General features: G+C 60.9%; 17 protein-coding genes. 14 read left to right on the top strand and 3 right to left on the bottom strand.

The window, feature by feature from the left end; translation table 11 throughout:
- Positions 1-129: 129 nt before the first annotated feature.
- On the bottom strand, positions 130-486 hold the full coding sequence (locus ACQ4WP_RS27445; protein ID WP_010395194.1) for an FKBP-type peptidyl-prolyl cis-trans isomerase: 357 nt from the start codon (positions 484-486) through the stop codon (positions 130-132).
- A gap of 198 nt (positions 487-684) precedes the next feature.
- Here ACQ4WP_RS27445 and ACQ4WP_RS27440 point away from each other — a divergent pair, with 198 nt between their 5' ends.
- The 6 genes from ACQ4WP_RS27440 to ACQ4WP_RS27415 all read left to right on the top strand — a co-directional run bounded on the left by ACQ4WP_RS27440 (position 685) and on the right by ACQ4WP_RS27415 (position 8645).
- Entirely contained in the window at positions 685-1656 is a 972-nt protein-coding gene (locus ACQ4WP_RS27440; protein WP_495542749.1) for a YVTN family beta-propeller repeat protein, read from the top strand.
- Positions 1657-1658: 2 nt separating this feature from the next.
- A complete protein-coding gene (locus ACQ4WP_RS27435; protein ID WP_436526205.1) occupies positions 1659-2483 on the top strand; it encodes a polysaccharide deacetylase family protein in 825 nt (274 codons plus the stop codon).
- Positions 2480-3520, top strand: coding sequence for a sterol desaturase family protein (locus ACQ4WP_RS27430; RefSeq protein WP_436526203.1), 1041 nt, complete (start codon positions 2480-2482; stop codon positions 3518-3520). Before ACQ4WP_RS27435 ends, ACQ4WP_RS27430 begins: the two co-directional genes overlap by 4 nt.
- On the top strand, positions 3520-4347 hold the full coding sequence (locus ACQ4WP_RS27425) for an EI24 domain-containing protein (RefSeq protein ID WP_436526201.1): 828 nt from the start codon (positions 3520-3522) through the stop codon (positions 4345-4347). The genes ACQ4WP_RS27430 and ACQ4WP_RS27425 overlap by 1 nt, the downstream gene beginning before the upstream one ends.
- A gap of 32 nt (positions 4348-4379) precedes the next feature.
- A complete protein-coding gene (locus ACQ4WP_RS27420) occupies positions 4380-5165 on the top strand; it encodes a competence/damage-inducible protein A (RefSeq protein ID WP_436526199.1) in 786 nt (261 codons plus the stop codon).
- Positions 5166-5528: 363 nt separating this feature from the next.
- Positions 5529-8645, top strand: a complete 3117-nt coding sequence (locus ACQ4WP_RS27415; RefSeq protein WP_436526197.1) for a transglycosylase domain-containing protein — start codon at positions 5529-5531, stop codon at positions 8643-8645.
- Between the two features lie 82 nt (positions 8646-8727).
- Here the strand turns inward: ACQ4WP_RS27415 and ACQ4WP_RS27410 are convergent, their stop codons facing one another.
- Positions 8728-9333 carry a glutathione S-transferase family protein gene (locus tag ACQ4WP_RS27410; protein WP_436526195.1) on the bottom strand — a complete coding sequence of 202 codons (606 nt, stop codon included), beginning with the start codon at positions 9331-9333 and terminating at the stop codon, positions 8728-8730.
- Between the two features lie 130 nt (positions 9334-9463).
- Here ACQ4WP_RS27410 and ACQ4WP_RS27405 point away from each other — a divergent pair, with 130 nt between their 5' ends.
- Positions 9464-10816: a TAXI family TRAP transporter solute-binding subunit gene (locus ACQ4WP_RS27405; protein WP_436526193.1), complete on the top strand. Its 1353-nt coding sequence runs from the start codon at positions 9464-9466 to the stop codon at positions 10814-10816.
- Positions 10817-10892: 76 nt separating this feature from the next.
- Here the strand turns inward: ACQ4WP_RS27405 and ACQ4WP_RS27400 are convergent, their stop codons facing one another.
- Positions 10893-11354, bottom strand: coding sequence for a rhodanese-like domain-containing protein (locus ACQ4WP_RS27400; protein WP_436526191.1), 462 nt, complete (start codon positions 11352-11354; stop codon positions 10893-10895).
- A gap of 384 nt (positions 11355-11738) precedes the next feature.
- On the opposite strand from ACQ4WP_RS27400, the gene glnA reads away from it, so the two are divergent.
- The 7 genes from glnA (at position 11739) to ACQ4WP_RS27365 (ending at position 22196) form a co-directional block, all read left to right on the top strand.
- Complete coding sequence (gene glnA, locus ACQ4WP_RS27395) at positions 11739-13154, top strand: type I glutamate--ammonia ligase (protein ID WP_436526189.1); 1416 nt, start codon at positions 11739-11741, stop codon at positions 13152-13154.
- Between the two features lie 185 nt (positions 13155-13339).
- Positions 13340-13822, top strand: a complete 483-nt coding sequence (locus tag ACQ4WP_RS27390) for a DUF4124 domain-containing protein (RefSeq protein WP_436526207.1) — start codon at positions 13340-13342, stop codon at positions 13820-13822.
- A 7-nt stretch (positions 13823-13829) separates the two neighbouring features.
- On the top strand, positions 13830-14918 hold the full coding sequence (gene glnL, locus ACQ4WP_RS27385; protein WP_436526187.1) for a nitrogen regulation protein NR(II): 1089 nt from the start codon (positions 13830-13832) through the stop codon (positions 14916-14918).
- Between the two features lie 48 nt (positions 14919-14966).
- Positions 14967-16457, top strand: coding sequence for a nitrogen regulation protein NR(I) (gene ntrC, locus ACQ4WP_RS27380; RefSeq protein WP_436526185.1), 1491 nt, complete (start codon positions 14967-14969; stop codon positions 16455-16457).
- 146 nt (positions 16458-16603) lie between these two features.
- Complete coding sequence (corA, locus tag ACQ4WP_RS27375) at positions 16604-17569, top strand: magnesium/cobalt transporter CorA (RefSeq protein WP_086146847.1); 966 nt, start codon at positions 16604-16606, stop codon at positions 17567-17569.
- A 134-nt stretch (positions 17570-17703) separates the two neighbouring features.
- Positions 17704-19077 carry an ATP-binding protein gene (locus ACQ4WP_RS27370; RefSeq protein WP_436526183.1) on the top strand — a complete coding sequence of 458 codons (1374 nt, stop codon included), beginning with the start codon at positions 17704-17706 and terminating at the stop codon, positions 19075-19077.
- Between the two features lie 434 nt (positions 19078-19511).
- Positions 19512-22196 (top strand): TonB-dependent receptor plug domain-containing protein, encoded by a 2685-nt coding sequence (locus ACQ4WP_RS27365; RefSeq protein ID WP_436526181.1) that lies wholly within the window; start codon positions 19512-19514, stop codon positions 22194-22196.
- Positions 22197-22410: the final 214 nt, after the last annotated feature.

The following is a 22410-nucleotide window of genomic DNA, read 5'->3' as shown; positions in this document are numbered from 1 at the left end:
CTCACGCTTTGCAGCAGCGGAAGGATTTCTTCAAACTTTTCTCGACTGATGTCGCTGGCGTAAGGCTTTCTCATCCCGCCATTATCCGGCTATTCGGATAGATTGTGAACACGTTCTTATAGACCCAGCTTATACGCCCAGCAGTTCGACGTCGAAAATCAGGGTGGCGTTCGGTGGAATCGCGCCGCCGGCGCCGCGTGCGCCATAGCCCAGTGCTGCCGGGATGATCAACTGGCGCTTGCCGCCCACTTTCATGCCTTGCACGCCTTCGTCCCAGCCTTGAATGACGCGGCCGGCGCCCAGCGGGAATTCGAATGGGTCGTTGCGGTCCTTGCTCGAATCAAATTTCGAACCGGCGCTGCCGTCGTCGTTTTGCAGCCAGCCCGTGTAATGCACGACAACATTGTTGCCGGCTTGCGCTTCAGCGCCTTCGCCAACGACGGTATCGATGTATTGCAGGCCGGAAGCGGTAGTGGTGGTGGTCATGATAATCCTTGTGTAGGCGATGAAAGCTTCAGATTGTAGAGCAATGAGTTGCAAAGCGCCATTCCAGGCGCGGCGCAGGGAAAAAGGGGACATTACGGCGATATGTGGCTGTCGGTCGCATTTAAGGGGGGGATTTCACACAATAAATACAGTGTTCCACGTAAAATGCCTATTTTGTATTTAACAGTGATTTCTTCCATGTTCCGCAGTCTACGCCGCCTTGTTTTTTCCTCGCTGTGCCTGGTTTCCGCAATGTCTACGGCGCAAGCCGAAGTGGTGGTGGTGCTCAATTCCCGTGATGCTACGGTGCAACTGCTGGACCAGAAAACCTATGCTCCCCTGTCCACCTTTGCCGTCGGCAAGGAACCGCACCATCTGATGGAGACGCCGGATGGAAAATCGCTGATCGTCGCCAGTTCCGTCGGCAATGAGCTGATTTTCCTCGACCCCGTGTCGGGCCAGATCCAGCGTCGCATCAGCAATATCCTCGACCCTTACCAGATCGGCTTTTCGCCGGACCAGAAGTGGTTCATCTCGAATTCGCTGCGCCTGGACCGCATCGACCTGTACCGCTACGACGGCAAGAACCTGACCCTGGCCAAGCGTATCGCGCTGCCAAAGTTGCCCAGCCACATGGCGTTCACGGCCGACAGCAGCATGGCTTTCATTACGCAGCAAGGCAGCAACCAGGTCAGTGCCATCGACCTGGCCACGCAAACCGTCAAATGGACCATGCCTGTCGGCCCCGCGCCGGCCGGCATCACGATGACGCCCGATGGCAAGCATTTGTTGGTGGGCATCATGGGCAGCGATTACGTGGAAGTGATCGACTGGCGCACGCAAAAGACCGTCAAGCGCATCAAGGCGGGCGCCGGCACGCACAATTTCCGCGCGCTCGGTGACAACCGCATGACGTTTGTCTCGAACCGCGTCTCGAACACGATTAACATCATCGACCAGAAGACGCTGGAAAACGTGGGCACCATCAATGTGCCCGGTGGCCCGGACTGTATGGAAATCACGCCCGATGGCAAGACCATGTGGGTAACCCTGCGCTGGATCAAGAAAGTGGCCGTGATCGATTTGACCACGCGCAAAGTGATCAAGACGATACCGGTGGGCCGCTCGCCCCATGGCGTGTATTTCGCCACCCATTCGCCGCGCATGTGATGATGCAGCGTCTTATTCTGACTGGCGGCTTGTCCGCCATGCTGCTGTGCGCCAGCGCCATGCTGTCGTCCGCACATGCCGCTGCACCAGCAGCACCGGCATCCGCCGAGCCTGCCGCCTGCAAGGGCACCATCTACATGACCTTCGACACGGGCAGCCAGTCGCAAGCGCAGCTGATCGCCGAGGTGCTGAATAAACGCCATGTGAAGGCGACCTTCTTCCTGGCCAATGAAAAGACCACACGCGGCGACTATTCGCTCGACCCGTCGTGGGCGCCGTACTGGAAGGCCCGCGTCGCCGAAGGCCATGCCTTCGGCACGCATACGTTTGACCACGTGTACTGGAAGAAGGATCTGGCCAATGGCTTGATCCAGGTCAAGCCCCAGTTCGGCAAGGAGGGCGGCAAGCTGGCGTCGTTGACCGATCAACAATTTTGCGAGGAGTTGCGCCGGGTTGATACGCGCTTCCAGGAGTTGACCGGGCACAAGCTCGATCCATTCTGGCGCGCGCCGGGCGGCTACACCTCGCAGCGCACCCTGGCGGCCGGCAGCGCTTGCGGCTACCGGCATGCAGGTTGGGCGCCTGCGGGGTATTCCGGCGATGAACTGCCCAGCGACAAGTATCCAAACGCCATGCTGCTGAAAAAAGCGCTGGCGAACTTGCGCAGCGGCGACATCTTCATTTCGCACATGGGCATCTGGTCGCGCAAGGAGGCGTGGGCCCCGGCCAACCTGGATGCCTTGATTTCCGGCTTGCAAGACAAGGGTTTCTGTTTTGCCACCTTGCGCGAGCATCCTGCCTACGCGCAGAAGAAAGGCCAGCCATGATCGCCGCTGACATCCTCAGCCTCATCACCCCCGTCATCGACGCCGTGGTCGACGCCTTTGGCGTGGCGCAAGGCTGGCTGTTCCAGACTGTGGTGAATCCCCTCGTGTATCACCTGGGCTTTGGCGAATTCACGGAAGAGGCGTTCGAAGGCACGGAGTGGCTGCTGATCGGCCTGTGCGAACTGGTACTGCTGTTTCTCGTGCTGCGTCCGCTCGAAGCCCTGATTCCCGCGCAAAAGATCACCGATGCGCGCGCCCGCTGGAACGATTTTATTTACACGGTGCTGCACCGCATCGGCCTGTTCTCCGTGCTGGTCTTCTTCACGCTCGATCCGCTGATGGATGCAGTGGCGGGCGCCTTGCGTTTCGACAATATCCATCCCTTGAACCTGGAATCGCTGTTGCCTGGCATCAGTCCCTTGCTCAGTTTTATCATTTATTTTGTGATACTGGACTTCGTCGACTATTGCTACCATCGGGCCTCGCACCATTTCGGCTGGTGGTGGGGTTTGCACAGCCTGCATCACAGCCAGCAAAACATGAACTTGTGGAGCGATGACCGCAACCACTTGCTCGATGATTTCTTGCGCGACGTGGTGATGGCGCTGGTGGCGCTCGGTATCGGCGTGCCGCCGGGACAGTACGTGCTGCTGGTGTCGATTTCGCGCATTCTGCAAAGCTTGCAGCACGCGAATGTGAGGATACACTTCGGCCGCATCGGCGAGCGGCTGTTGATTTCGCCCCGTTTCCACCGTACGCATCACGCGATAGGCGTGGGGCACGAGTCGAAAGGCAAGGGCAGCATGGGCGGTTGCAACTTCGGCGTGGTCTTGCCGATTTGGGATATGCTGCTGGGCACCGCGAATTTCTCGGCGGGCTATGCGCGCACGGGCGTGCGCGACCAGCTGGCCCGCATCGACAGCCATGGCGTGGGCAGGCCAGGGCGCAACTATGGCAGCGGCTTCTGGCAGCAGCAATGGCTGGGCCTGCGCCGCATGGTGGAATTTGCAAGATTGAAACGAAAAGGACGCCGTTGATGCGTAATGTGTTGAATTCGTATGGCCGCGCCCTGCTGTCGCAATTGCACGGCAAGATACTGCTGCTGAGCGTCGCGCCATTCATCCTGTCCGTGATCCTGTGGGGCGCTCTGCTGTATGTGGGCCTGCAGCCGCTGATCGACAGCCTGCATGCGCTGTTTACCGAATACGATTTCTTCCGCACCAGCGGTCAGGTGCTGGCCACCTTCGGCCTGGGTGTGCTGAAGGCGGTGATCGTGCCCCTGATCGCCATGTTCATGCTGCTGCCGCTGATGATATTGACGGCGCTCATTTTCATGGGCCTGTTCGCCATGCCGGCCATCGGCCGCCACATTGGCGGGCGGCACTTTCCGCAACTGGAAAAGAAACATGGCGGCAGCCTGCTCGGCAGTGTCGGCACCTCGCTGGCCACGTTCTTGCTGTTCATCGTCGTCTGGGTAGTCATGCTGCCCCTGTACGCGTTTCCGCCCGCCGCATTGGTGGGGCAAGCCGTGCTGTGGGGCTGGCTGACCTACCGCGTGATGGCGTATGACGCCATGGCTGACTATGCCAGCGTGGAAGAGCGTCACGCCATCATGCGCATGCAGCGCTGGCCCCTGCTGGCCATCGGCATGGTTTCCGGCGCGGCCGGCGCCGTGCCGGGCATGCTGTGGATGGGCGGCGTGATGTCGGTGGTGTTCTTCCCCTTCCTGGCGGCGTTCGCCATCTGGCTGTATGTGCTGATCTTTATCTTTACGGGTCTGTGGTTCCAGTATTACTGCCTGGAAGCACTGTCGCGTTTGCGGGGCGTACGCGGCATGACCGACGTGGCGCCGGCGGACGCCTGACCTTCTTTAATTGAATCGAACGAGGAAGTTCCATGGCTATCGGATTGATCATCATCGGCGACGAAATCCTGTCGGGCAAGCGCACGGACCAGCATTTCCCGAAAGTAGTGAGCATGCTCAAGCAGCGTGGCTTGCAGCTGAGCTGGGCGGAATACGTGGGCGACGAGCCGGCACGCCTGGTCGCCTTGCTCAAGCGCAGTCTTGCCAGCGGCGACATCGTCTTCAGCTTTGGCGGCATCGGCGCCACGCCGGACGACCATACGCGCCAGGCGGCGGCCGATGCGCTGGGCCTGCCACTGGTGCTGCATCCGCAGGGCAAGCTCAATATCCAGCAGCGCATCACGGAAATGGGCGAGGAAGCGGGCGTGCCGGCGGACTTGAATTCGCCGGAAAACCTGCACCGCCTGAAAATGGCGGAATTTGTCGAAGGCGCCGAGCTGATTCCGAATCCCTACAACAAGATTGCGGGCTTTGCCGTGCGCGAACATTACTTCGTGCCGGGCTTTCCCGTCATGTCCTGGCCCATGATCGAATGGGTGCTCGACACGCATTACAGCCATTTGTTCAACCAGGTGCCGCATGCGGAACATGCCTTGCTCGTGTATGAAACGGCTGAATCGTTGCTGACGCCGCTGATGGTGCGCCTGGAAGCGGAGTTTCCGTTGATCAAGGTGTTCAGCCTGCCCAGCGTGGGCGATGCGCAGACGCGCCGGCATATCGAACTGGGCGTCAAGGGCGAACCGGCGCAAGCGGCGGCCGCCTTTGCGGACATGCGCGCCGCGCTCGACGCCCTGCACGCGGAATACACCACCATCTGAGCTGCTGCCAGCCCGGCGCCAGCTGCTTTTTCGCTGGCGTCCAGCCCGCCTTGCATCTATGTACGCAAGCGTACGTTCCAGGACGTTGTTTTTTTGCGAAAATCTTTAATGAAGCAAGATTTTTGTGTGCGCTCGTCAGTCGTTTTCATGCCGATGTGGTGGAATGGTGAACAGGAGCCTGGCGTGTCAAACGCGGGGTTGCCTGCCTGTGCAGTAGCGTGTTTTTTGATTCACTGGTATGGACATCATGTTAAGCAAGCTTTGTTGTGACCGGCCTTGGCTGGCCCACGTCTTATCCTGCGCGGAGCGGTATCGCTACCGCCTTTTCCGCGCCGTCCAAACCCAACTTTACCCCAGCATCCCATGACAGACACAGGCGTCAACCTGGCCGCGCAAGAGCGGCCCCCCTCTGATCCAGCTGCCGAGGCGCCGCCGCCGGCGAGCTTGCCGAAGAAGCGCCGTTCGCGCATCTGGCCGATCTTTGCCATCATTGTGCTGGCGCTGATCGCCGGCGTGGCCTGGTTCGTCATGCGCGAAGTGCGCACCTCGGCCCTGCAGGCCGAGTTTTTCACGCGCCTGGACCGCCAGCTGACGTTCAAGGTCGAGCCTGGCCCCGCACCGGCGGGCGCCATCCGCTATCCGCAGCATGGTCCGTATGACGAGCGCCTCGGCTATGCCAGCTTGCCGGACTTTATTAGCAAGCTGAATGCGCGCGACTATGCCGTCACGGCGCAGGCACGCATGTCGCCGAAGATGGTGCAACTGGTCGACCGGGGCATCTTTGCCACCTATCACGAGAAAAACCGCGCCGGACTGACCATCCTCGATTGCCGCGCCGCGCCGCTGTTCGCGGCCAGTTATCCCGAGCGCATGTTCGACAGCTTTGCCGAAGCGCCGCCCGCGCTGGTGCAAAGCCTGCTGTTCATCGAAAACCGCGAATTGCTCGACCCGGGCACGCCCGAGCGCAATCCCGCCGTGGAATGGGATCGCCTGAGCAAGGCCATCCTCGACAAGGCGCTGAACCTGTTCGGCGGCCACCGGGGCGGTGGCGGCAGCACCCTGGCCACGCAAATCGAGAAATACCGGCATTCGGAGGACGGGCGCACCAGTTCCATGGAGGACAAGCTGCTGCAGATGATTTCGGCCAGCCTGCGTTCGTACCAGGATGGCGAGAACACCATGGAAGCGCGGCGCAAGATCGTCGTCAATTATCTGAATACCGTGCCGCTGTCGGCAAAAAGCGGTTTTGGCGAAGTCAACGGCATTGGCGATGGCATGTGGGTCTGGTATGGCCGTCCGTTCGCCGAAGTGAAAACTTTGCTTAACGGCAATATGGAGCAGCCCGGTAGTGCGCTGGCCTACAAGCAGGCGCTGAGCCTGCTGATCGCGCAGCGCCGTCCCTCGCATTACCTGGTGGCCGGTGGCGCCGACCTGGAAGAATTGACCAACAGCCATCTGCGCCTGCTGGCGCAAGCGGGCGTGATCTCGCCACAGCTGCGTAATGCGGCCATCGCCGAGAAGCTGCGCCCGTCGACGGCATCGGGCGTGCAATCGGAAGCGTCCACCTCGTTCGTCACGCGCAAGGCTTCGAATGCCGTGCGCAACCACCTGGCCAGCATGCTCGGCGATCCGCGCTTGTACAACCTCGACCGCCTCGACCTGAAAGTGGTCAGCACGCTCGATGCGCAGGCGCAAAACGCCGTCACCAAGGTCTTGCGCGAATTGCGCGACCCGGAAGTGGCGAAAGCGGCCGGCCTGACGGGCAAGGGCATGCTGGGCAATGGCGACCCGGCCAACGTGGTCTACAGCTTTACCTTGCTGCAAAAGGGCGAGCAAGCCAACTTGCTGCGCGTGCAGACGGATAACTTTGACCAACCGCTCGACATCAACGAGGGCGCCAAGCTGGACCTGGGCTCCACGGCCAAGCTGCGCACGCTGGTGAGCTACCTCGATATCATCGACCAGTTGCACCAGCGCTACAGCGGCATGGGCGCCGCCGAGCTGGGCAAGATCGCCGTCGATCCGAAGGACATGCTGTCGCAGTGGGCGATTGCCTATCTGAAACCGTTGCCGCTCGGCGAGGCGCGCAAGCTGCCGGCCATGCTGGCGGCTGCCATGGAACGTAAATATTCGGGCAATCCGGGCGAAGGCTTCTTCACGGGCGGCGGCTTGCACCATTTCGGCAACTTCTCCAAGCTCGACGACAGCCGCATCATGACGGTGCAGCAAGCCTTGCGCCAGTCGACCAACCTGGTGTTCGTGCGCCTGATGCGCGACGTGGCGCGCTACTACATGTTCTCGCGCCCCGATTCGTCGGCTTCCCTGCTGGCGGATGCGGACGATCCGCGCCGGGCGCAGTACCTGAGCCGTTTTGCCGACAAGGAAGGGCGCGAATTCCTGCACCGCTTCTACCAGAAGTACCGTGGCAAGAGCGTTGACGAGCAGGAAAAGATTTTGCTGGCCAGCATTCGCCCGACGCCCGTGCGCCTGGCGAATATCTTCCGCACCGTCAATCCGAAGGGTACGGTGGCGGAATTCGGCGATTTCCTCAACGCCAATTTGCCATCGCAAAACGAAGTGCCGCCCGAGCGCGTCGCCAAGATGTACCAGCAGTACGCGATGGAAAACTGGTCCTTGGCCGACCGCGGTTATCTCGCCAATGTGCATCCGCTGGAACTGTGGATGGTGGCGTACCTGCGCCAGCACGAAGGTTCCACCCTGTCGCAGATGGTGGCGGCCAGCGAAAAGGAACGCCAGGAAGTGTATAAATGGCTGTTCAATACGCACCGCAAGCATGCGCAGGACCGCCGTATCGCCAACTTGCTGGAAGTGGAAGGCTTCCTGGAAATCCATCGTCAGTGGAAGAAGATGGGTTATCCCTTCGACTCGCTGGTGCCGTCCTACGCGACCACCCTGGGCGCATCGGCCGACCGTCCCGCCGCGCTGGCCGAGTTGATGGGCATCATCATCAACGATGGCGTGCGCAAACCGAGCGTGCGCATCGATTCCATGCATTTCGCCGCCAACACGCCGTATGACACCATGGTCAAGCGGGGCAGCAAGGTGGAGGCGGAACAAGTGCTGTCGCCGGACGTGGCCAAGGCTGTCGCCAAGGCCATCCGCGAAGTGGTGTCGGACGGCACGGCGAAACGGGCGAAGACGGCGTTTGTCGGCGCCGACGGCGTGCCGATCCCGATGGGCGGCAAGACGGGCACGGGCGATCAGCGCTTCGACGTGTATGGCGCCGGCGGCCGATTGATCGAGTCGCGCTATGTGAACCGTTCGGCCACGTTCGTGTTCAATATCGGCGAACGCTTCTATGGCAGCATGACGGCCTATGTGCGGGGGCCGGAATCGAAGAACTACGATTTCACCAGCGCCTTGCCGGTGCAATTGCTGGTGTCCCTGGCGCCGAGTCTGATGCCGCTGATCGAGGCGCCTGCGCCGGCCGAGGGCGTGGCCAAGCAGTGCACGAATTAAGGCGCCGTTACAGCTGAAAACCGGCCTTTACGGCCGGGTTTTTTTGAGGAAGAGAAGGATGCATGGACAGCATGCAGCAGATTTAGCCGGCAAATACGGCGGTTTTACCTTCCAGGCGCGCATGGTAGGCGGCAATGGCGGGAGTGTCGGGACGTTGCATCGGCGCCATCAGCCAGCGCTTGGCGGACAGGCCCAGCACGATGTCCGCCAGGGTGAACGTTTCGCCGCAGACGAAGGCGCTCGTGCGCTGCAGCTGCTGCTCGAGGATGCCCATCATCTTGTTCCATCCGGCAATACCCGCCGCCAGCTGCGCCGCATCCTGGTGCGCGGGGCTGTGGCGCACCAGCGACATGAAGGCGTAGCGCCAGCTGTTGTTCAAATCACCCATCTGCCAATCCATCCATTTTTCCACTTCCGCGCGGGCGCGGGGATTGCTTGGCAGCAAGTCATCGCGACCCGCCTGCGCGCACAGGTAGCGGCAAATGGTGTTCGATTCCCACAGCACCAGGTCGCCATCGAGCAGCACGGGCACCATGGCGTTCGGGTTTAAGGCCAGGAAGGCCGGGTCGTCCGTGCTGCGAAAGCCGCTGCCCCAGTCTTCGCGTTCGTACGGCAGGTCGAGTTCCTCGCACGTCCACAAGACTTTGCGGACATTGATCGAGGCGGATTTTCCAAGAATTTTCAGCATGCAGGGCTCCGGAAGGCAGGTGGTCGATCCAGCACTGTAGCGGATTTGGCCACGCCGCGCGTGTGAGATGCCTTGCATAGTTGAGGTTTTCTTGGCATCGTAGCCACCCATGAAACCTATGCGCCACCACATGTCTAAAATCCTCGCGTTCAGCCGCTTTTCCGTGCGCGATTTTCTCGCCACCGCCGGTCCCACCTTGCTGCTGGTCGGCGCGTTTTGTGCGCTCGCTTACTGGCTGGTCGACCCGGCGCCGCCGCGCCAGGTGAGCCTGTCGACAGGGCAGGACAATAGCGCGTACGAGGAGTTCGGCAAGAAATATGCGGCCACCCTGGCCAAACACGGCATCAAGGTGACCTTGCAGCCGTCGCTGGGCTCGCAGGAAAACCTGCAGCGCCTCAATAGCGGCAAGACCGATATCGCTTTCGTGCAAAGCGGTTCGACGGAACACGCCGATGCGGAGCGCCATGGCCTCATATCCTTGGGCAGCCTGTTTACGGAACCCGTCTGGCTGTTCCTGCGCGAAGACAAGGCGGTGACGGAACTGACGCAATTGAAGGGCATGAAGATCAACCTGGGGCCGGAAGGCACGGGCGTGCCCAGCCTGTTCAGACAGTTGCTGTCCGTGAATGGTGTCGAAGCGAATGAGTTGACGGTGAGCGACTTGCAAAACACGCCCGCTACGGTGGAGTTGCTGGAAGGGCGCATCGATGGCCTCGTGTTCAGCTCGGCGCCGGAAGCGCCGCTGATCCAGATGCTGCTGCAAACGCCAGGCATCAAGCTGTTTGATTTTTCGCAAGCCGAAGCGTACACGCGGCGCCTGCCTTTCCTCACGCACGTCGTCTTACCGCGTGGCATCGTTGACCTGGGGCGCAACATTCCCGCGCAGGATTACCACCTGATCGCGCCGACCGCCACTTTAGTCGCGCGCGAAGACTTGCATCCTGCCCTGATCGACCTGTTCGTGCAGGCGGCAGCCGGCATCCATGGCGGCACGGGCTGGTTCCAGCAGCAGGGGCAGTTCCCATCCGCGCGCTATACGGAAATTCCCGTGGCGCCCGAAGCGCTGAAATTCTACAAGGATGGCGCGCCCGTGCTGCAGCGCTATATGAGTTTCTGGCTAGCCAATTTCTTTGATCGCATGTGGGTGCTGGTGGTGGCTCTGGGCGCGCTGATTTTACCCCTGTCGCGCGTGGTGCCACCCCTGTACGTGTGGCGCATCCGCTCGCGCGTGTACCGCTGGTATGGCCAGCTGCGCACGGTCGAGCAGGCGCTGGAAGACGTGCCGCAAGAGCAACGTGCGCAAGTGTATGCGGCGCAATTGCAACGGCTGGACCAGATCGAGGAAATGGTCAACCAGATCTCGATTCCCCTGTCGTTTGCCGATGGCTTGTACGGCTTGCGCAGCCACATCAACTTCGTGCGCAAGCGCATCTTGACCTTGATGGGTGAGCATCCGGTAGCCGAGGTGGGCGAGCCGGCCTGAGCGCTTAAACGAGGTTGATCGACAGCTTGCGCCCGACCAGCGCGGCGGCCCGCAAGGTCAAACGCTGTTCAGTGAATCAGGCGCCCAGCCACGGCAAGCCCGCCTTGCACCAGCCGCCGATCTGCTTGCGGTGGCCGTCCGCATCCTTGTCGCCTTCGAAGCCTTCGAGGATGTCGAAGCAGTTCATGTAGCCGTGTTCGGTGGCCAGCTTGGCGGCATGGCGCGAACGCACGCCGGAGCGGCACAGGAACAGCAGCACCTCGTCCTTGCCGGCCTGGGCAGTCAGTTGCGCGAGGAAGTCGGGATTCGGCACGCCGCCCGGGTAGGTGGCCCACTGCACCGCACCATGCTGGGTATCGGCGATGTCGACCCGGCCGACCCAGTCGCGCTCGGCATTCGTGCGCACATCGATGAGTTTGGCGGCAGCATCGACTTGTAGCAGGTCGTACGCTTCCTGCGGCGTGACAGCGCCGGCATACGGCGTACCTTCATTGGCCCGGCTGCGGGCGGTGGTCAGGATGTCGGCGGCGGTAGTCATGGCGTCCTCGATGAAAGTGGAAAGGTGTGAACGATTATAGTGCGCCGTTCGCGCTCCGCAAACGGGAAGTCACGGTGCACGGCGCATGCACCACAACAAGGCATTTTTCAGGAATCCATACAAAATGCACGATAATGGTGCGTTATTCGTTTTTTGCACTTGCATAGTGCATTCTTGATGTGACGCAAACGCGCGTGAAAATCGCGGGCAGGAAAACTTTCACTGGGATGGCAGTAATTTTGCTGCCGGCACCAGGGGGCTCCTGGAGCTGGCATGGAATCTGCTATGATCCCTATGAGTTTTGGTGGCACGCAATGTTTGCTTCGCTTCATCAGCCCAGACGCACTAAGGTCGGCTCACCCCACATTCATTTAGGAGATACGCATGGCAATGACAGCCGCAGAAGTCTTGAAGATGGTAGAAGAAAACGAAGTCAAATTCGTTGATTTCCGCTTTGCCGATACCCGTGGTAAAGAGCAGCACGTGACGGTTCCCGTGTCGCACTTCGACATGGACAAATTCGAATCGGGCCACGCCTTTGACGGTTCTTCGATCGCTGGCTGGAAAGGCATTGAAGCGTCCGACATGATCTTGTTGCCGGATCCAAACACGGCCAATATCGACCCGTTCATGGAAGAAACGACCCTGTTCATGCAGTGCGACGTGATCGAGCCGTCGGACGGCAAGGGCTACGACCGCGACCCGCGTTCGATCGCGAAACGCGCCGAAGCCTACCTGAAATCGTCGGGCATGGGCGACACCGCCTACTTCGGCCCTGAGCCGGAATTCTTCATCTTCGACAGCGTGCGCTGGAAGATCGACATGTCGGGCTGCTTCGTCAAGATCGGTTCGGACGAAGGTTCGTGGTCGACCGGCAAGGACATCGAAGGCGGCAACAGCGGCCACCGTCCTACCGTCAAGGGCGGCTACTTCCCGGTGCCACCAGTGGACAGCTTCCAGGACATGCGTTCGGAAATGTGCCTGATTCTGGAATCGCTGGGCATCCCGGTTGAGGTACATCATCACGAAGTCGCTGGCGCAGGCCAGAATGAAATCGGCACCCGCTTCTCGACCCTGGTCGAGCGCGCCGACTGGACGCAAAACCTGAAATACGTGGTGTGGAACGTGGCGCACAGCTATGGCAAGACCGCTACCTTCATGCCGAAACCTATCGTTGGCGACAACGGTTCGGGCATGCACGTGCATCAATCCGTATGGAAAGATGGCAAAAACCTGTTCGCTGGCGACGGCTATGCCGGCCTGTCCGATTTCGCCCTGTACTACATCGGCGGTATCATCAAGCATGCCAAGGCACTGAATGCGATCACCAACCCGGGCACCAATTCGTACAAGCGTCTGGTGCCAGGCTACGAAGCCCCAGTGAAATTGGCGTACTCGGCGAAAAACCGCTCCGCCTCGATCCGTATCCCGCACGTGGCCAATCCAAAAGGCCGCCGCGTGGAAGCGCGCTTCCCGGATCCACTGGCGAACCCGTACCTGTGCTTCGCCGCACTGCTGATGGCTGGCCTGGACGGCGTTACCAACAAGATCCATCCGGGCGAAGCTGCCTCGAAAGATCTGTACCATCTGCCGCCGGAAGAAGACGCACTGATCCCTACCGTGTGCGCTTCGCTGGAAGAAGCACTCGATGCGCTCGACAAGGACCGCGAGTTCCTGACTCGTGGCGGCGTGTTCAGCGATTCCATGATCGACGCGTACCTGGAACTGAAAATGCAGGACGTGCAGCGCATGCGCATGACCACGCATCCTGCCGAGTTCGACATGTACTACTCGCTGTAATGGCACCATGCCGGCAACTTGCCGGTAGTGAATAAAAAACGCGGGTGAGGCGATCGGTCTTGCCCGCGTTTTTTTTATGCAGTACGCCAATGCAGTGATAGTGCGGTGTTGTATAGTCGGCCCAGGAACGATGCGGCATGTGCCGACAGGAGTGAAGATTGACCAAGCATTACAGAATGGCGCTGATGGCAGGATTGCTGGGCGCGGCAGCACAGGCGCACGCGCAGCTGTATGTGTGCGCCGATGCACAAGGACACAAGACATACACGGACAAGCGTGCTGGCAAGCATTGCCAGCTGCTTGATTTGCCCGGCGCCATGACGGAGCCGCCGCGCAAGACGGCGCCGCTGGCCGGCGCACCGGCCCGGCCAGCCACGCAGGCGGTCGCCACGGCAGCGCCTGCCGCCGGCGCGTTTCCCAAGGTCGATGGCGCCGAGCAACGGGCGCGCGACCTGGACCGGCGTCAGATCTTGCAGGACGAATTGCGCAGCGAAGAGCAGAAACTGGCGGCCCAGCGCCTGGAATTTAACGCCGGACAACCTGAGCGCCAGGGCAATGAGCGTAACTATGCGAAATATCAGGAACGGGTGGCGCAGCTGAAGGACAACATTGGCCGAACACAGCAGAACGTCGAGGCCCTGAAACGCGAGATCGCCAATATCCGATGACGAGACCATGACAATAGACAACCATTCCAGCCGTCCCGCCCACCTGGCCGGCCTTGATTTGCTGGCTTCGGCCGTGATTCTGCTCGATGGTGACGGCCGCATCAGCTATGCCAACGCGGCGGCGGAAAACCTGCTGGAAAGCTCGCTGAAAGCCCTGTCGCGGCAAAAGCTGACGGCGCTGTTCCTCAATCCCGAGGAGCTGGCCGGCATCTGCGCGCAGGCGCTCGAACATCAATTTTCCGACTTGCGCCAGGACCTGAGCCTGGAACGCCTGGGGCGCGAGCCGCTGCGCGTGCACAGCATTGTCAGCGCGCTCGACGCACCGCGCGACGGCGTGCTGATCGAGCTGCGCGAAAACGTGCAGCAGTTAAAACTCGACCGCGAGGAGCGCATCCTCGACCAGAGCCAGGTCAACAAGGAGCTGATCCGCAACCTGGCGCATGAAATCAAGAACCCGCTGGGCGGCATCCGCGGCGCGGCCCAGTTGCTGGAACTGGAATTGCCGGCCCTGCACCTGAGCGAGCTGCGCGAGTATACGCAAGTCATCATCAAGGAAGCGGACCGCCTGCAGACCCTGGTCGACCGCCTGCTGGCGCCGCACCGCCGCCCGCATATCGTGGGCGACGTGAATATCCACGAAGTGTGCGAGCGCGTGCGCAGCCTGATCCTGGCCGAGTTTCCCAGCGGTCTCACCATTTCGCGCGATTACGACGCCTCGATCCCCGAATTTCGCGGCGACAAGGAACAATTGATACAAACCGTGCTCAATATCGCGCATAACGCGGCGCAAGCCCTGGCCGAGCGCATCGAGGCGGGCGATGCGGAGCTGATTTTCAAGACGCGCGTGGCGCGCCAGGTGACCCTGGCGAAGGTCCGTTACGGCCTGGCATTAGACTTGCATATCATTGACAATGGACCTGGCATCGCACCCCAGATCCGCGACCGGATTTTCTACCCGCTGGTGTCGGGCAGGGAAGGCGGCAGCGGTTTGGGACTGACCTTGGCGCAAACCTTCGTGCAACAGCACCTGGGCGTGATCGAGTGCGAAAGCCGGCCTGGATACACCGATTTCAGGATCGTTCTACCCTTGCCATAAGCGAGGAGGTATCCCACCCATGAAATCCATTGCGGGACGCACACACTAATGAAGCCAATCTGGATAGTTGACGACGACGAATCAATCCGCTGGGTGCTGGAAAAAGCCCTGGCGCGGGAAAATCTCGCCACCAAGAGTTTTGCCAATGCACGCGACGCCATCGCCGCACTGGAATTTGACACGCCGCAAGTGCTCGTGTCCGATATCCGCATGCCGGGCGCGTCCGGCCTGGAATTGCTGCAGACGGTCAAGTCGCGCTTTCCCGGCTTGCCTGTCATCATCATCACGGCCTTTTCCGACCTCGATTCGGCCGTCGCGGCCTTCCAGGGCGGCGCCTTCGAATACCTGGCCAAGCCCTTCGACATCGACAAGGCTGTCGAGCTGATCCGCCGCGCGCTGGAAGAGAGCCTGCGCGAGACCAGCGTCGAATCGGGTCCGTCGGAAACGCCGGAAATCCTCGGCCAGGCGCCGGCCATGCAGGAAGTCTTCCGCGCCATCGGCCGCCTGTCGCAATCGAACGTGACGGTGCTCATCACGGGCGAATCCGGTTCCGGCAAGGAACTCGTGGCGCGCGCGTTGCACAAGCACAGTCCGCGCGCGGCGCAGCCCTTCATTGCCCTGAACACGGCGGCGATCCCGAAGGATTTGCTGGAGTCCGAACTGTTCGGCCACGAACGCGGGGCGTTTACGGGCGCGCAGACGACGCGCCGGGGCCGCTTCGAGCAAGCCGAGAATGGCACCCTGTTCCTCGATGAAATCGGCGACATGCCGTTCGACCTGCAGACGCGCTTGCTGCGCGTGTTGTCCGACGGCCATTTCTATCGCGTCGGCGGGCACCAGCCCATGAAGGCGAATGTGCGCGTCATTACCGCCACGCACCAGAACCTCGAGCAGCGCGTGCGCGACGGCCTGTTCCGCGAAGACTTGTATCACCGCCTGAACGTGATCCGGCTGCGCCTGCCCAGTTTGAGGGAGCGGCGCGAGGATATCCCCATCCTGGTGCGCCACTTCCTGGTGCAAAGCGCACGCCAGCTGGGCGTGGAAGCCAAACGCATGAGCGAACCGACCATGCAATTTCTCAGCGGCCTCGATTTGCCCGGCAATGTGCGCCAGCTGGAAAACCTGTGCAACTGGATCACCGTGATGGCGCCAGGCCAGACGGTGGAAATCAAGGACTTGCCGCTGGAATTGACGCAGGGGCAGGGTGATGGCGTGGCCACTGCGGCGGCGGGCGAGGCTGCGCCGGCGGCCATTGCCCATCCGCACGGTGGCCAGGTCTTCGAAGCGGCGGCGCCCGCCACCGGCGCGCCGCCGGGCTGGATTGGTTTACTGGAATTGCAAGCGGCCGGCATGCTGGGCGCCGGGCAGCAGGAAGTCATGGCCGTGCTGGGACGGCAATTCGAGTCGGCCCTGATCAAGACGGCGCTCAAGCATACGCACGGACGCAAGAACGATGCCGCCGTGCGCCTGGGCATCGGCCGTAACACCATCACCCGCAAGATCTCCGAACTGGGCATCGACGGCGCCAAGGACGACTGATTCCCGTCCGGACGGGGCTCCGCCCCGTCCGCTTCCCCTCGCGGCGTCCCTTGCACGCCACAACACCCACAACAATGGCAGGCGATAAGGTAAGCTGGCGCCTGTCGGACTGTTTCGTCCGGTCTTAACTTTCATTGTGGAACTGTATGCTGATTAACTGCGTGGCCTACCAGGATGGCAAAAAACTGGCCGACTTGCCGATTGACGATATCAGCGATTACGTCGAGCGCCCCGACTGCTTCGTCTGGGTGGCCCTGCTCGACGCCACGCCGGACGAGCTGAAACAGATGCAGCACGAGTTTTGCCTGCACGAACTGGCGGTGGAAGACGCGCAGCGGGGCCACCAGCGTCCGAAGATCGAGGAATATGGCGATTCCCTGTTTGCCGTGGTGAAAACCGTGGAAATGGTCGAAAACGAACTGGTGCTGGGTGAAGTCGACATTTTTGTCGGCGCCAATTATGTGCTCTCGTCGCGCAGCAACAGCTCGCAAGGTTTCCTCGGCGTGCGCGCGCGCGCCGAGCGCGAACCGCACTTGCTGCGCCAGGGCTCGGCTTTCGTGCTGTACGCGCTGATGGACGCCGTCGTCGACCGTTACTTTCCCGTGCTCGACGCGCTGGAATCGGAGCTGGAATTGATCGAGGACCGTATCTTCGACCGTGGCACCGAGCGCGACAATATCGAACGGTTGTACCAGCTGAAACGCAAGGTCATGGTCTTGCGCCACGTGGTGGCGCCCCTGATGGAAGCGGTGGGCAAGCTGCACGGGGGACGGGTGCCGCCGCTGTGCCACGATACCCAGGAGTATTTCCGCGACGTGCATGACCATCTGGCGCGCATCAATGGCACGCTCGACACCATCCGCGACACCATCAGCACGGCGATTCAGGTGAATTTGTCGATGGTGGCCATCGATGAGAGCGAAGTGAACAAGCAGTTGGCAGCCTGGGCGGCCATTTTCGCCGTGTTCACGGCGTTTGCCGGCGTGTGGGGCATGAACTTCAAGTTCATGCCGGAGCTGGACTGGCAATACGGCTATCCTGTGGCCGTGGGACTGATGAGTTGTGTCTGCGGTTATATGTATTACTTGTTCAAGCGTTCCGGCTGGCTATAAAAAATTCCTGTGTATCTGTATTATTAAACAATAGCCAGAGGTACAATCGCGGCAGGTCCGCTCGGGTGGGCCATGGCTGAGGGTTGCCACGCCGGCAGGTTTGCTGGCGCTTCCAGTGCTGGGCAGGAGCATTCATGAGTATTCCGCTGTTTGATGTGAATTCGCAAGAACCCCTGTTCGATCCCGAGCAGCGGCGCACCTTGGCGGAAGCGGCCCTGCGCTCGATTACGGCCTCGACAGCGCACGCCCGTGGCGACGACTTCCTGCGCATCCTCGTCAAGGACCTGGCCGAAGCGCTCGACGTGCACTATGTGATCGCCGGGCGCCTGGTGCACATGGACGATGGCAGCGAAGGCATCCGCACGCTGGCCCTGTGGGGCGGCGACGGCTACCAGCCGAATATCGAATACAGCCTGCAGCACACGCCTTGCCAGGACGTGACCTGCCAGAGCATGTGTTTTCATGGCAGCGACATCCAGCGTCGCTTTCCATTCGATACCCTCCTGGTCGACATGCAGGCGGAAAGCTATGTCGGCATGCCGCTGATCGATACCGAAGGCAAGACCCTGGGCATCCTGTCGGCCATCGACACGCGTCCCATTGATGAAAACAAGCGCTTGCTGGCCTTGTTGCTGCTGTCGATCTTCTCGGCCCGCGGCGCGGCCGAGCTGCAGCACCAGGAGCGCACGCAGCAGCTGGAAGAAATCGTGCGCGTGCGTACCGAATCGCTGCTGGCGGCGCAGGCCAACCTGATCGAGCAGGAACAGATGGCAGCCCTCGGTTCGCTGGTGGCCGGTGTGTCGCATGAAGTCAACACGCCCATCGGCGTGGCGTTGACGGCGGCGTCGAGCATGGGCAGTTATGCCGACCAGCTGGTGCAGCTGCTGGGCGGTGCCAAGGTCAGCCGTGCCGAACTGGTCGACATTGCCGCATCCCTGAAAGGCGCGGCCGCCTTGATCGAACGCAACCTGGCGCGCGCCGCCGACCTGATCGGCAATTTCAAGCAGCTGGCCGTGGACCAGGTCAGTGAATACGTGGCCGACCTGGCGCTGCACGACTATGTGCACGGCCTGGTATCGGCGCACAGTCCGGAACTGCGCAAGGCGGCGCTGGGCGTGGAACTCGATATCGCGCCCGATTGCCAGGTGCGCCTGGCGGCCGGCAAGTTGTCGCAAATCCTCTCGAACCTGCTGATGAACAGCGCCCGCCACGGCTATCCGCAGGGCGGGCCAGGACGCATCACGATACGCGCGCGCATCGAGGCGGACGAGGATGACGTGGCCTTGCAATGGCTGCTGCTGGAATTTTCCGACGATGGCATCGGCCTGGCGCCGGCCGTGCGCGAACATATGTTTGAACCGTTTTTCACCACCAAGCGGGGCCAGGGCGGCTCCGGCCTGGGCATGCACATCGTCTATACCATCGTGCAGCAACTGGGCGGCCAGGTGTGCGCCATCGACTGCACGCCCGGCTGTCATATACAGATCAGGCTGCCGCTGGCAGGCTGACGCCGCGCGGCCTCCCGGCTGCCAGGGAAAGGCCTCCCTATCCCTGGCAGCCGCTGCTTTTCACATGTTGTATGTACGCCATACGCATGCTGAGTTCTATTGACACTCGTATTCCTGCCGTGATTCTATGTAGTTGTCTAGTTGACTTTCAGTCGCCTAGTGCCATTTCTGTACAAGTGTCCCAGCGAAATTCGCGGTACTTGATTGGGTGCCGTACGAGGCGTTTCCTTTAGATGAACGAGTGCAATCCGGGTCACAAATCCGGAGTCATATATAACCGTACAAATGAAAAAGGGTTCCCCATGCTTAAAGAAACCGTCATCTCCCGTGCCGTTCGCATCGTTTGCGCCGGCGGTGTAGCTGCCGCCATGTCCGTTGTTTAGCAGTCCGCGATCGCGCAGGATGCACAGGCTGCCGATACGCAGATCCAGCGCGTGGAAGTCACGGGCTCGTCGATCAAGCGCATCGCCGCCGAAGGCGCCTTGCCGGTCACCGTCCTGACCGCCGAAGCCATCCGCACCTCGGGTGCCACCTCGGTCACCGATCTGGTCAAGAAACTCTCTTCCGCCCAGGGCGCTACCAGCGAGAGTGCCTCGGTTGGCGGCAGCACCTTTGGTTTCTCCGGCATTTCCGTGCATAACGTGGGTGAGACGCGTACGCTCGTCTTGCTGAACGGCAAGCGCCTGGCCCAGTTCGGCGGTCAGACCTTGACGGGCTTTGCGGCTGGTTTCGACTTGAATTCCATCCCTATCTCGGCAATTGAGCGGGTCGAGCTGCTGACCGATGGCGCCTCCGCACTGTACGGCGCCGACGCCATTGCCGGCGTGGTCAACTTCATTACCAAGCACGACACCACCATAGGCGATGTGACCATCGGCTATTCCGCGCCGAAAAACGGCGCGCGCGAGAAACGCATCAGCGCCACCAAGGGCTTTGGCAATCTGGACGAGGATGGCTACAACGTCGTGCTGACCTTTGGCCACGACGAGCGCGACAAGCTCGCTTCGGTCGACCGTAAGTTCGCCAACACGGGCAAGGTACAGTTTTCGGCAAATGGCAAGCGCTATCAGAAGCAGCAGTTTTCGGCCAGTCCGATTCCGGCTAATGCCACCGACGACAATGGGCAGCTGATCAGCCCTTACCAGAAGGCCAACGGCTCCTGCCCCGACAAGACGTTCCGCGTAATCGAGCCCTATAACGATGGCAGTGGCCTGGTTGATGACTACTGCGGCTACGACTTCACCAAGGATCTGGAAATCTATCCGGAGCGCAAGCGCGATAACTTCATGGCCTCGGGCACCTTCAAGATCGCGGGCCAGGAAGTGTATGCGGACGTGCTGTTGTCTCGCACCAAGCAGACCTCGCGCATCGCTCCCGTTCCCGGCGCCATCGCCGTCGATGCCGGCACGCCGCTGCACAACAAGTATTTGTTACCACTTGGCATTACTGGCGATAGTACTGCGTTTTACCGCCTATTCGACATGGGCCAGCGTACCTCGAAAGATACTGCCGACTTCGCCAGCGTGGTGGTCGGGACGCGCGGGATTCTTGCCGGCTGGGATTACAATGCAGCGTACAACTTCTCGGAAAGCCGCGTAAAAGGCAGTATTTCCGGTTATCCTGGTGCGATTGCCGTCAATAACCTGACATCGAGCGGCTTGCTCGACCCCTTCGTTGGTCCAGGCAAGCAGTCGACCGCGGCACAGGACGCCATCAAGGCAGCCACGTTCTCGGGTTACTGGGACGGTGGTACTTCGCGCCTGCAAACGATTAACCTGAATGGCTCGACGGAAGTGCGGCGACTGCCGGGTGGCGCAATGATGCTGGGCATGGGGGTGAACATCAACCGCGAAGAATTCTCCGCGAAGCCGAGCCCGTTTGCGCAAGGCATCCTGGCCGATCCGGTAAAAGGCACCTTGTGCGGCGGTACGACGGGCTTGGAATGCGACCAGCGTTTCGGCGACGCGGCCAGTAGCCAGCCATATAGTGCCAGCCGCACGTCGAAGGGCATTTTTGGCGAAGTGATCGCGCCTGTACTGAAAGAGCTGGAATTGGGCGCCGCCTTGCGTTTTGATGAATTCTCGGACTTTGGTGGCGCCACCACGGCCAAGGCCAGCTTCAAGTGGACGCCGGCCCCCACCTTGCTGATCCGCGGTTCGGTCGGCAATGGCTTCCATGCGCCGACAGTGCCGCAAGTTAACGCCTTGCAGCGTGGCTATGGCGTTACCAGCGAGAAGTACACGTGTACGCCAGCCCTTCAAGCCATCGCGACGCGCCTCAATGCAGTGTGCCAGCCAGGCAACCGCCAATACGATCAGCTGGCCGGTGGCAACCGCGAATTGCAGCCTGAGAAATCGAAACAGGCGACCATCGGTTTCCGTTATGAGCCGATCAGTGCCATCACCCTGGGTGCCGACCTGTGGCATGTGCAAATCCGCGATTCCTTCGGCCAGCTGACTGAGCAACTGGTGTTTACCAATCCGGCCAACTTTCCGAAATCCTGGGGCGTCAACAAGGACGTGGGTACGGGCACGACCTACCTGGCTTTCCTGGCGGACAACCAAAACCTCGGTAAATCGTTTGCCACCGGTGTCGACATCGACATCAGCGCCCGTTACCGCTCGGGTATTGGCCTGTTCACGTCGCAGCTGAATGCGACGCAGATGCTGCGCGAGGACGTGCAGCTGGAGCGCAATGGTCAGTATTACTCGGCGTTGGGTAACTTTGCCGAGCTCGGTTCGGTCACTTTCCGCACGCGTGGTCAGTGGACCAACACCCTGAAAACGGGCAACTGGGCCAATTCGCTGACGGTCAACTTCCTGTCCGGCTACAAGGACCAGGAAACCTCGGTCGACGTGCTTGACGCTTCGGGTGCCGTGACGGGCCAGGAAAAGATCCGCATGAAAGTGGGCTTCTATTCGACCCTCGACTGGCAAACGGTGTGGACGCCTAGCAAGAGCTGGGTCCTCACCGCAGGCGTGCTGAACCTGACCGACAAGAGCCCGCCATTCGTGCCATCGACGTCCGGCGCGAACCGTGGCCAGCAATTCGGCTATGACGACCGCTACTACGATCCGCGCGGCCGCACCGGCTACCTGAATGCCTCGTACAAGTTTTAAGCCGGGCGCGCAGGCATAAAAAAACCGGCACTGAGTGCTAATGCCGTTCAGTTAAGACTGGACGGCATTTTTATTTTGGGGCTTGTAAACGCCCGGGCCAGCTGTTAACCTGTATGGCTATGCTCGATGACACTCTCCATTTCCTGGCAAATTACCTCGAGGCACCTGACTGGCGCCGACTAGGGGAACATTTGCCGGTCGAGTGGATTGAACA

It is taken from the genome of Janthinobacterium lyxosi, from assembly GCF_051380665.1.
In the GTDB taxonomy this organism is placed as follows: Bacteria; Pseudomonadota; Gammaproteobacteria; order Burkholderiales; family Burkholderiaceae_D; genus Janthinobacterium.
Note: the sequence above shows the minus strand (reverse complement) of the source record. Positions and strands in the feature narration are given on the sequence as shown.

Coding starts and splice junctions, on each gene's coding strand:
- ACQ4WP_RS27445 (WP_010395194.1), bottom strand. CDS start 486: ATGACCACCACCACTACCGCTTCCGGCCTGCAATACATCGATACCGTC.
- ACQ4WP_RS27440 (WP_495542749.1), top strand. CDS start 685: ATGTTCCGCAGTCTACGCCGCCTTGTTTTTTCCTCGCTGTGCCTGGTT.
- ACQ4WP_RS27435 (WP_436526205.1), top strand. CDS start 1,659: ATGCAGCGTCTTATTCTGACTGGCGGCTTGTCCGCCATGCTGCTGTGC.
- ACQ4WP_RS27430 (WP_436526203.1), top strand. CDS start 2,480: ATGATCGCCGCTGACATCCTCAGCCTCATCACCCCCGTCATCGACGCC.
- ACQ4WP_RS27425 (WP_436526201.1), top strand. CDS start 3,520: ATGCGTAATGTGTTGAATTCGTATGGCCGCGCCCTGCTGTCGCAATTG.
- ACQ4WP_RS27420 (WP_436526199.1), top strand. CDS start 4,380: ATGGCTATCGGATTGATCATCATCGGCGACGAAATCCTGTCGGGCAAG.
- ACQ4WP_RS27415 (WP_436526197.1), top strand. CDS start 5,529: ATGACAGACACAGGCGTCAACCTGGCCGCGCAAGAGCGGCCCCCCTCT.
- ACQ4WP_RS27410 (WP_436526195.1), bottom strand. CDS start 9,333: ATGCTGAAAATTCTTGGAAAATCCGCCTCGATCAATGTCCGCAAAGTC.
- ACQ4WP_RS27405 (WP_436526193.1), top strand. CDS start 9,464: ATGTCTAAAATCCTCGCGTTCAGCCGCTTTTCCGTGCGCGATTTTCTC.
- ACQ4WP_RS27400 (WP_436526191.1), bottom strand. CDS start 11,354: ATGACTACCGCCGCCGACATCCTGACCACCGCCCGCAGCCGGGCCAAT.
- glnA (WP_436526189.1), top strand. CDS start 11,739: ATGGCAATGACAGCCGCAGAAGTCTTGAAGATGGTAGAAGAAAACGAA.
- ACQ4WP_RS27390 (WP_436526207.1), top strand. CDS start 13,340: ATGGCAGGATTGCTGGGCGCGGCAGCACAGGCGCACGCGCAGCTGTAT.
- glnL (WP_436526187.1), top strand. CDS start 13,830: ATGACAATAGACAACCATTCCAGCCGTCCCGCCCACCTGGCCGGCCTT.
- ntrC (WP_436526185.1), top strand. CDS start 14,967: ATGAAGCCAATCTGGATAGTTGACGACGACGAATCAATCCGCTGGGTG.
- corA (WP_086146847.1), top strand. CDS start 16,604: ATGCTGATTAACTGCGTGGCCTACCAGGATGGCAAAAAACTGGCCGAC.
- ACQ4WP_RS27370 (WP_436526183.1), top strand. CDS start 17,704: ATGAGTATTCCGCTGTTTGATGTGAATTCGCAAGAACCCCTGTTCGAT.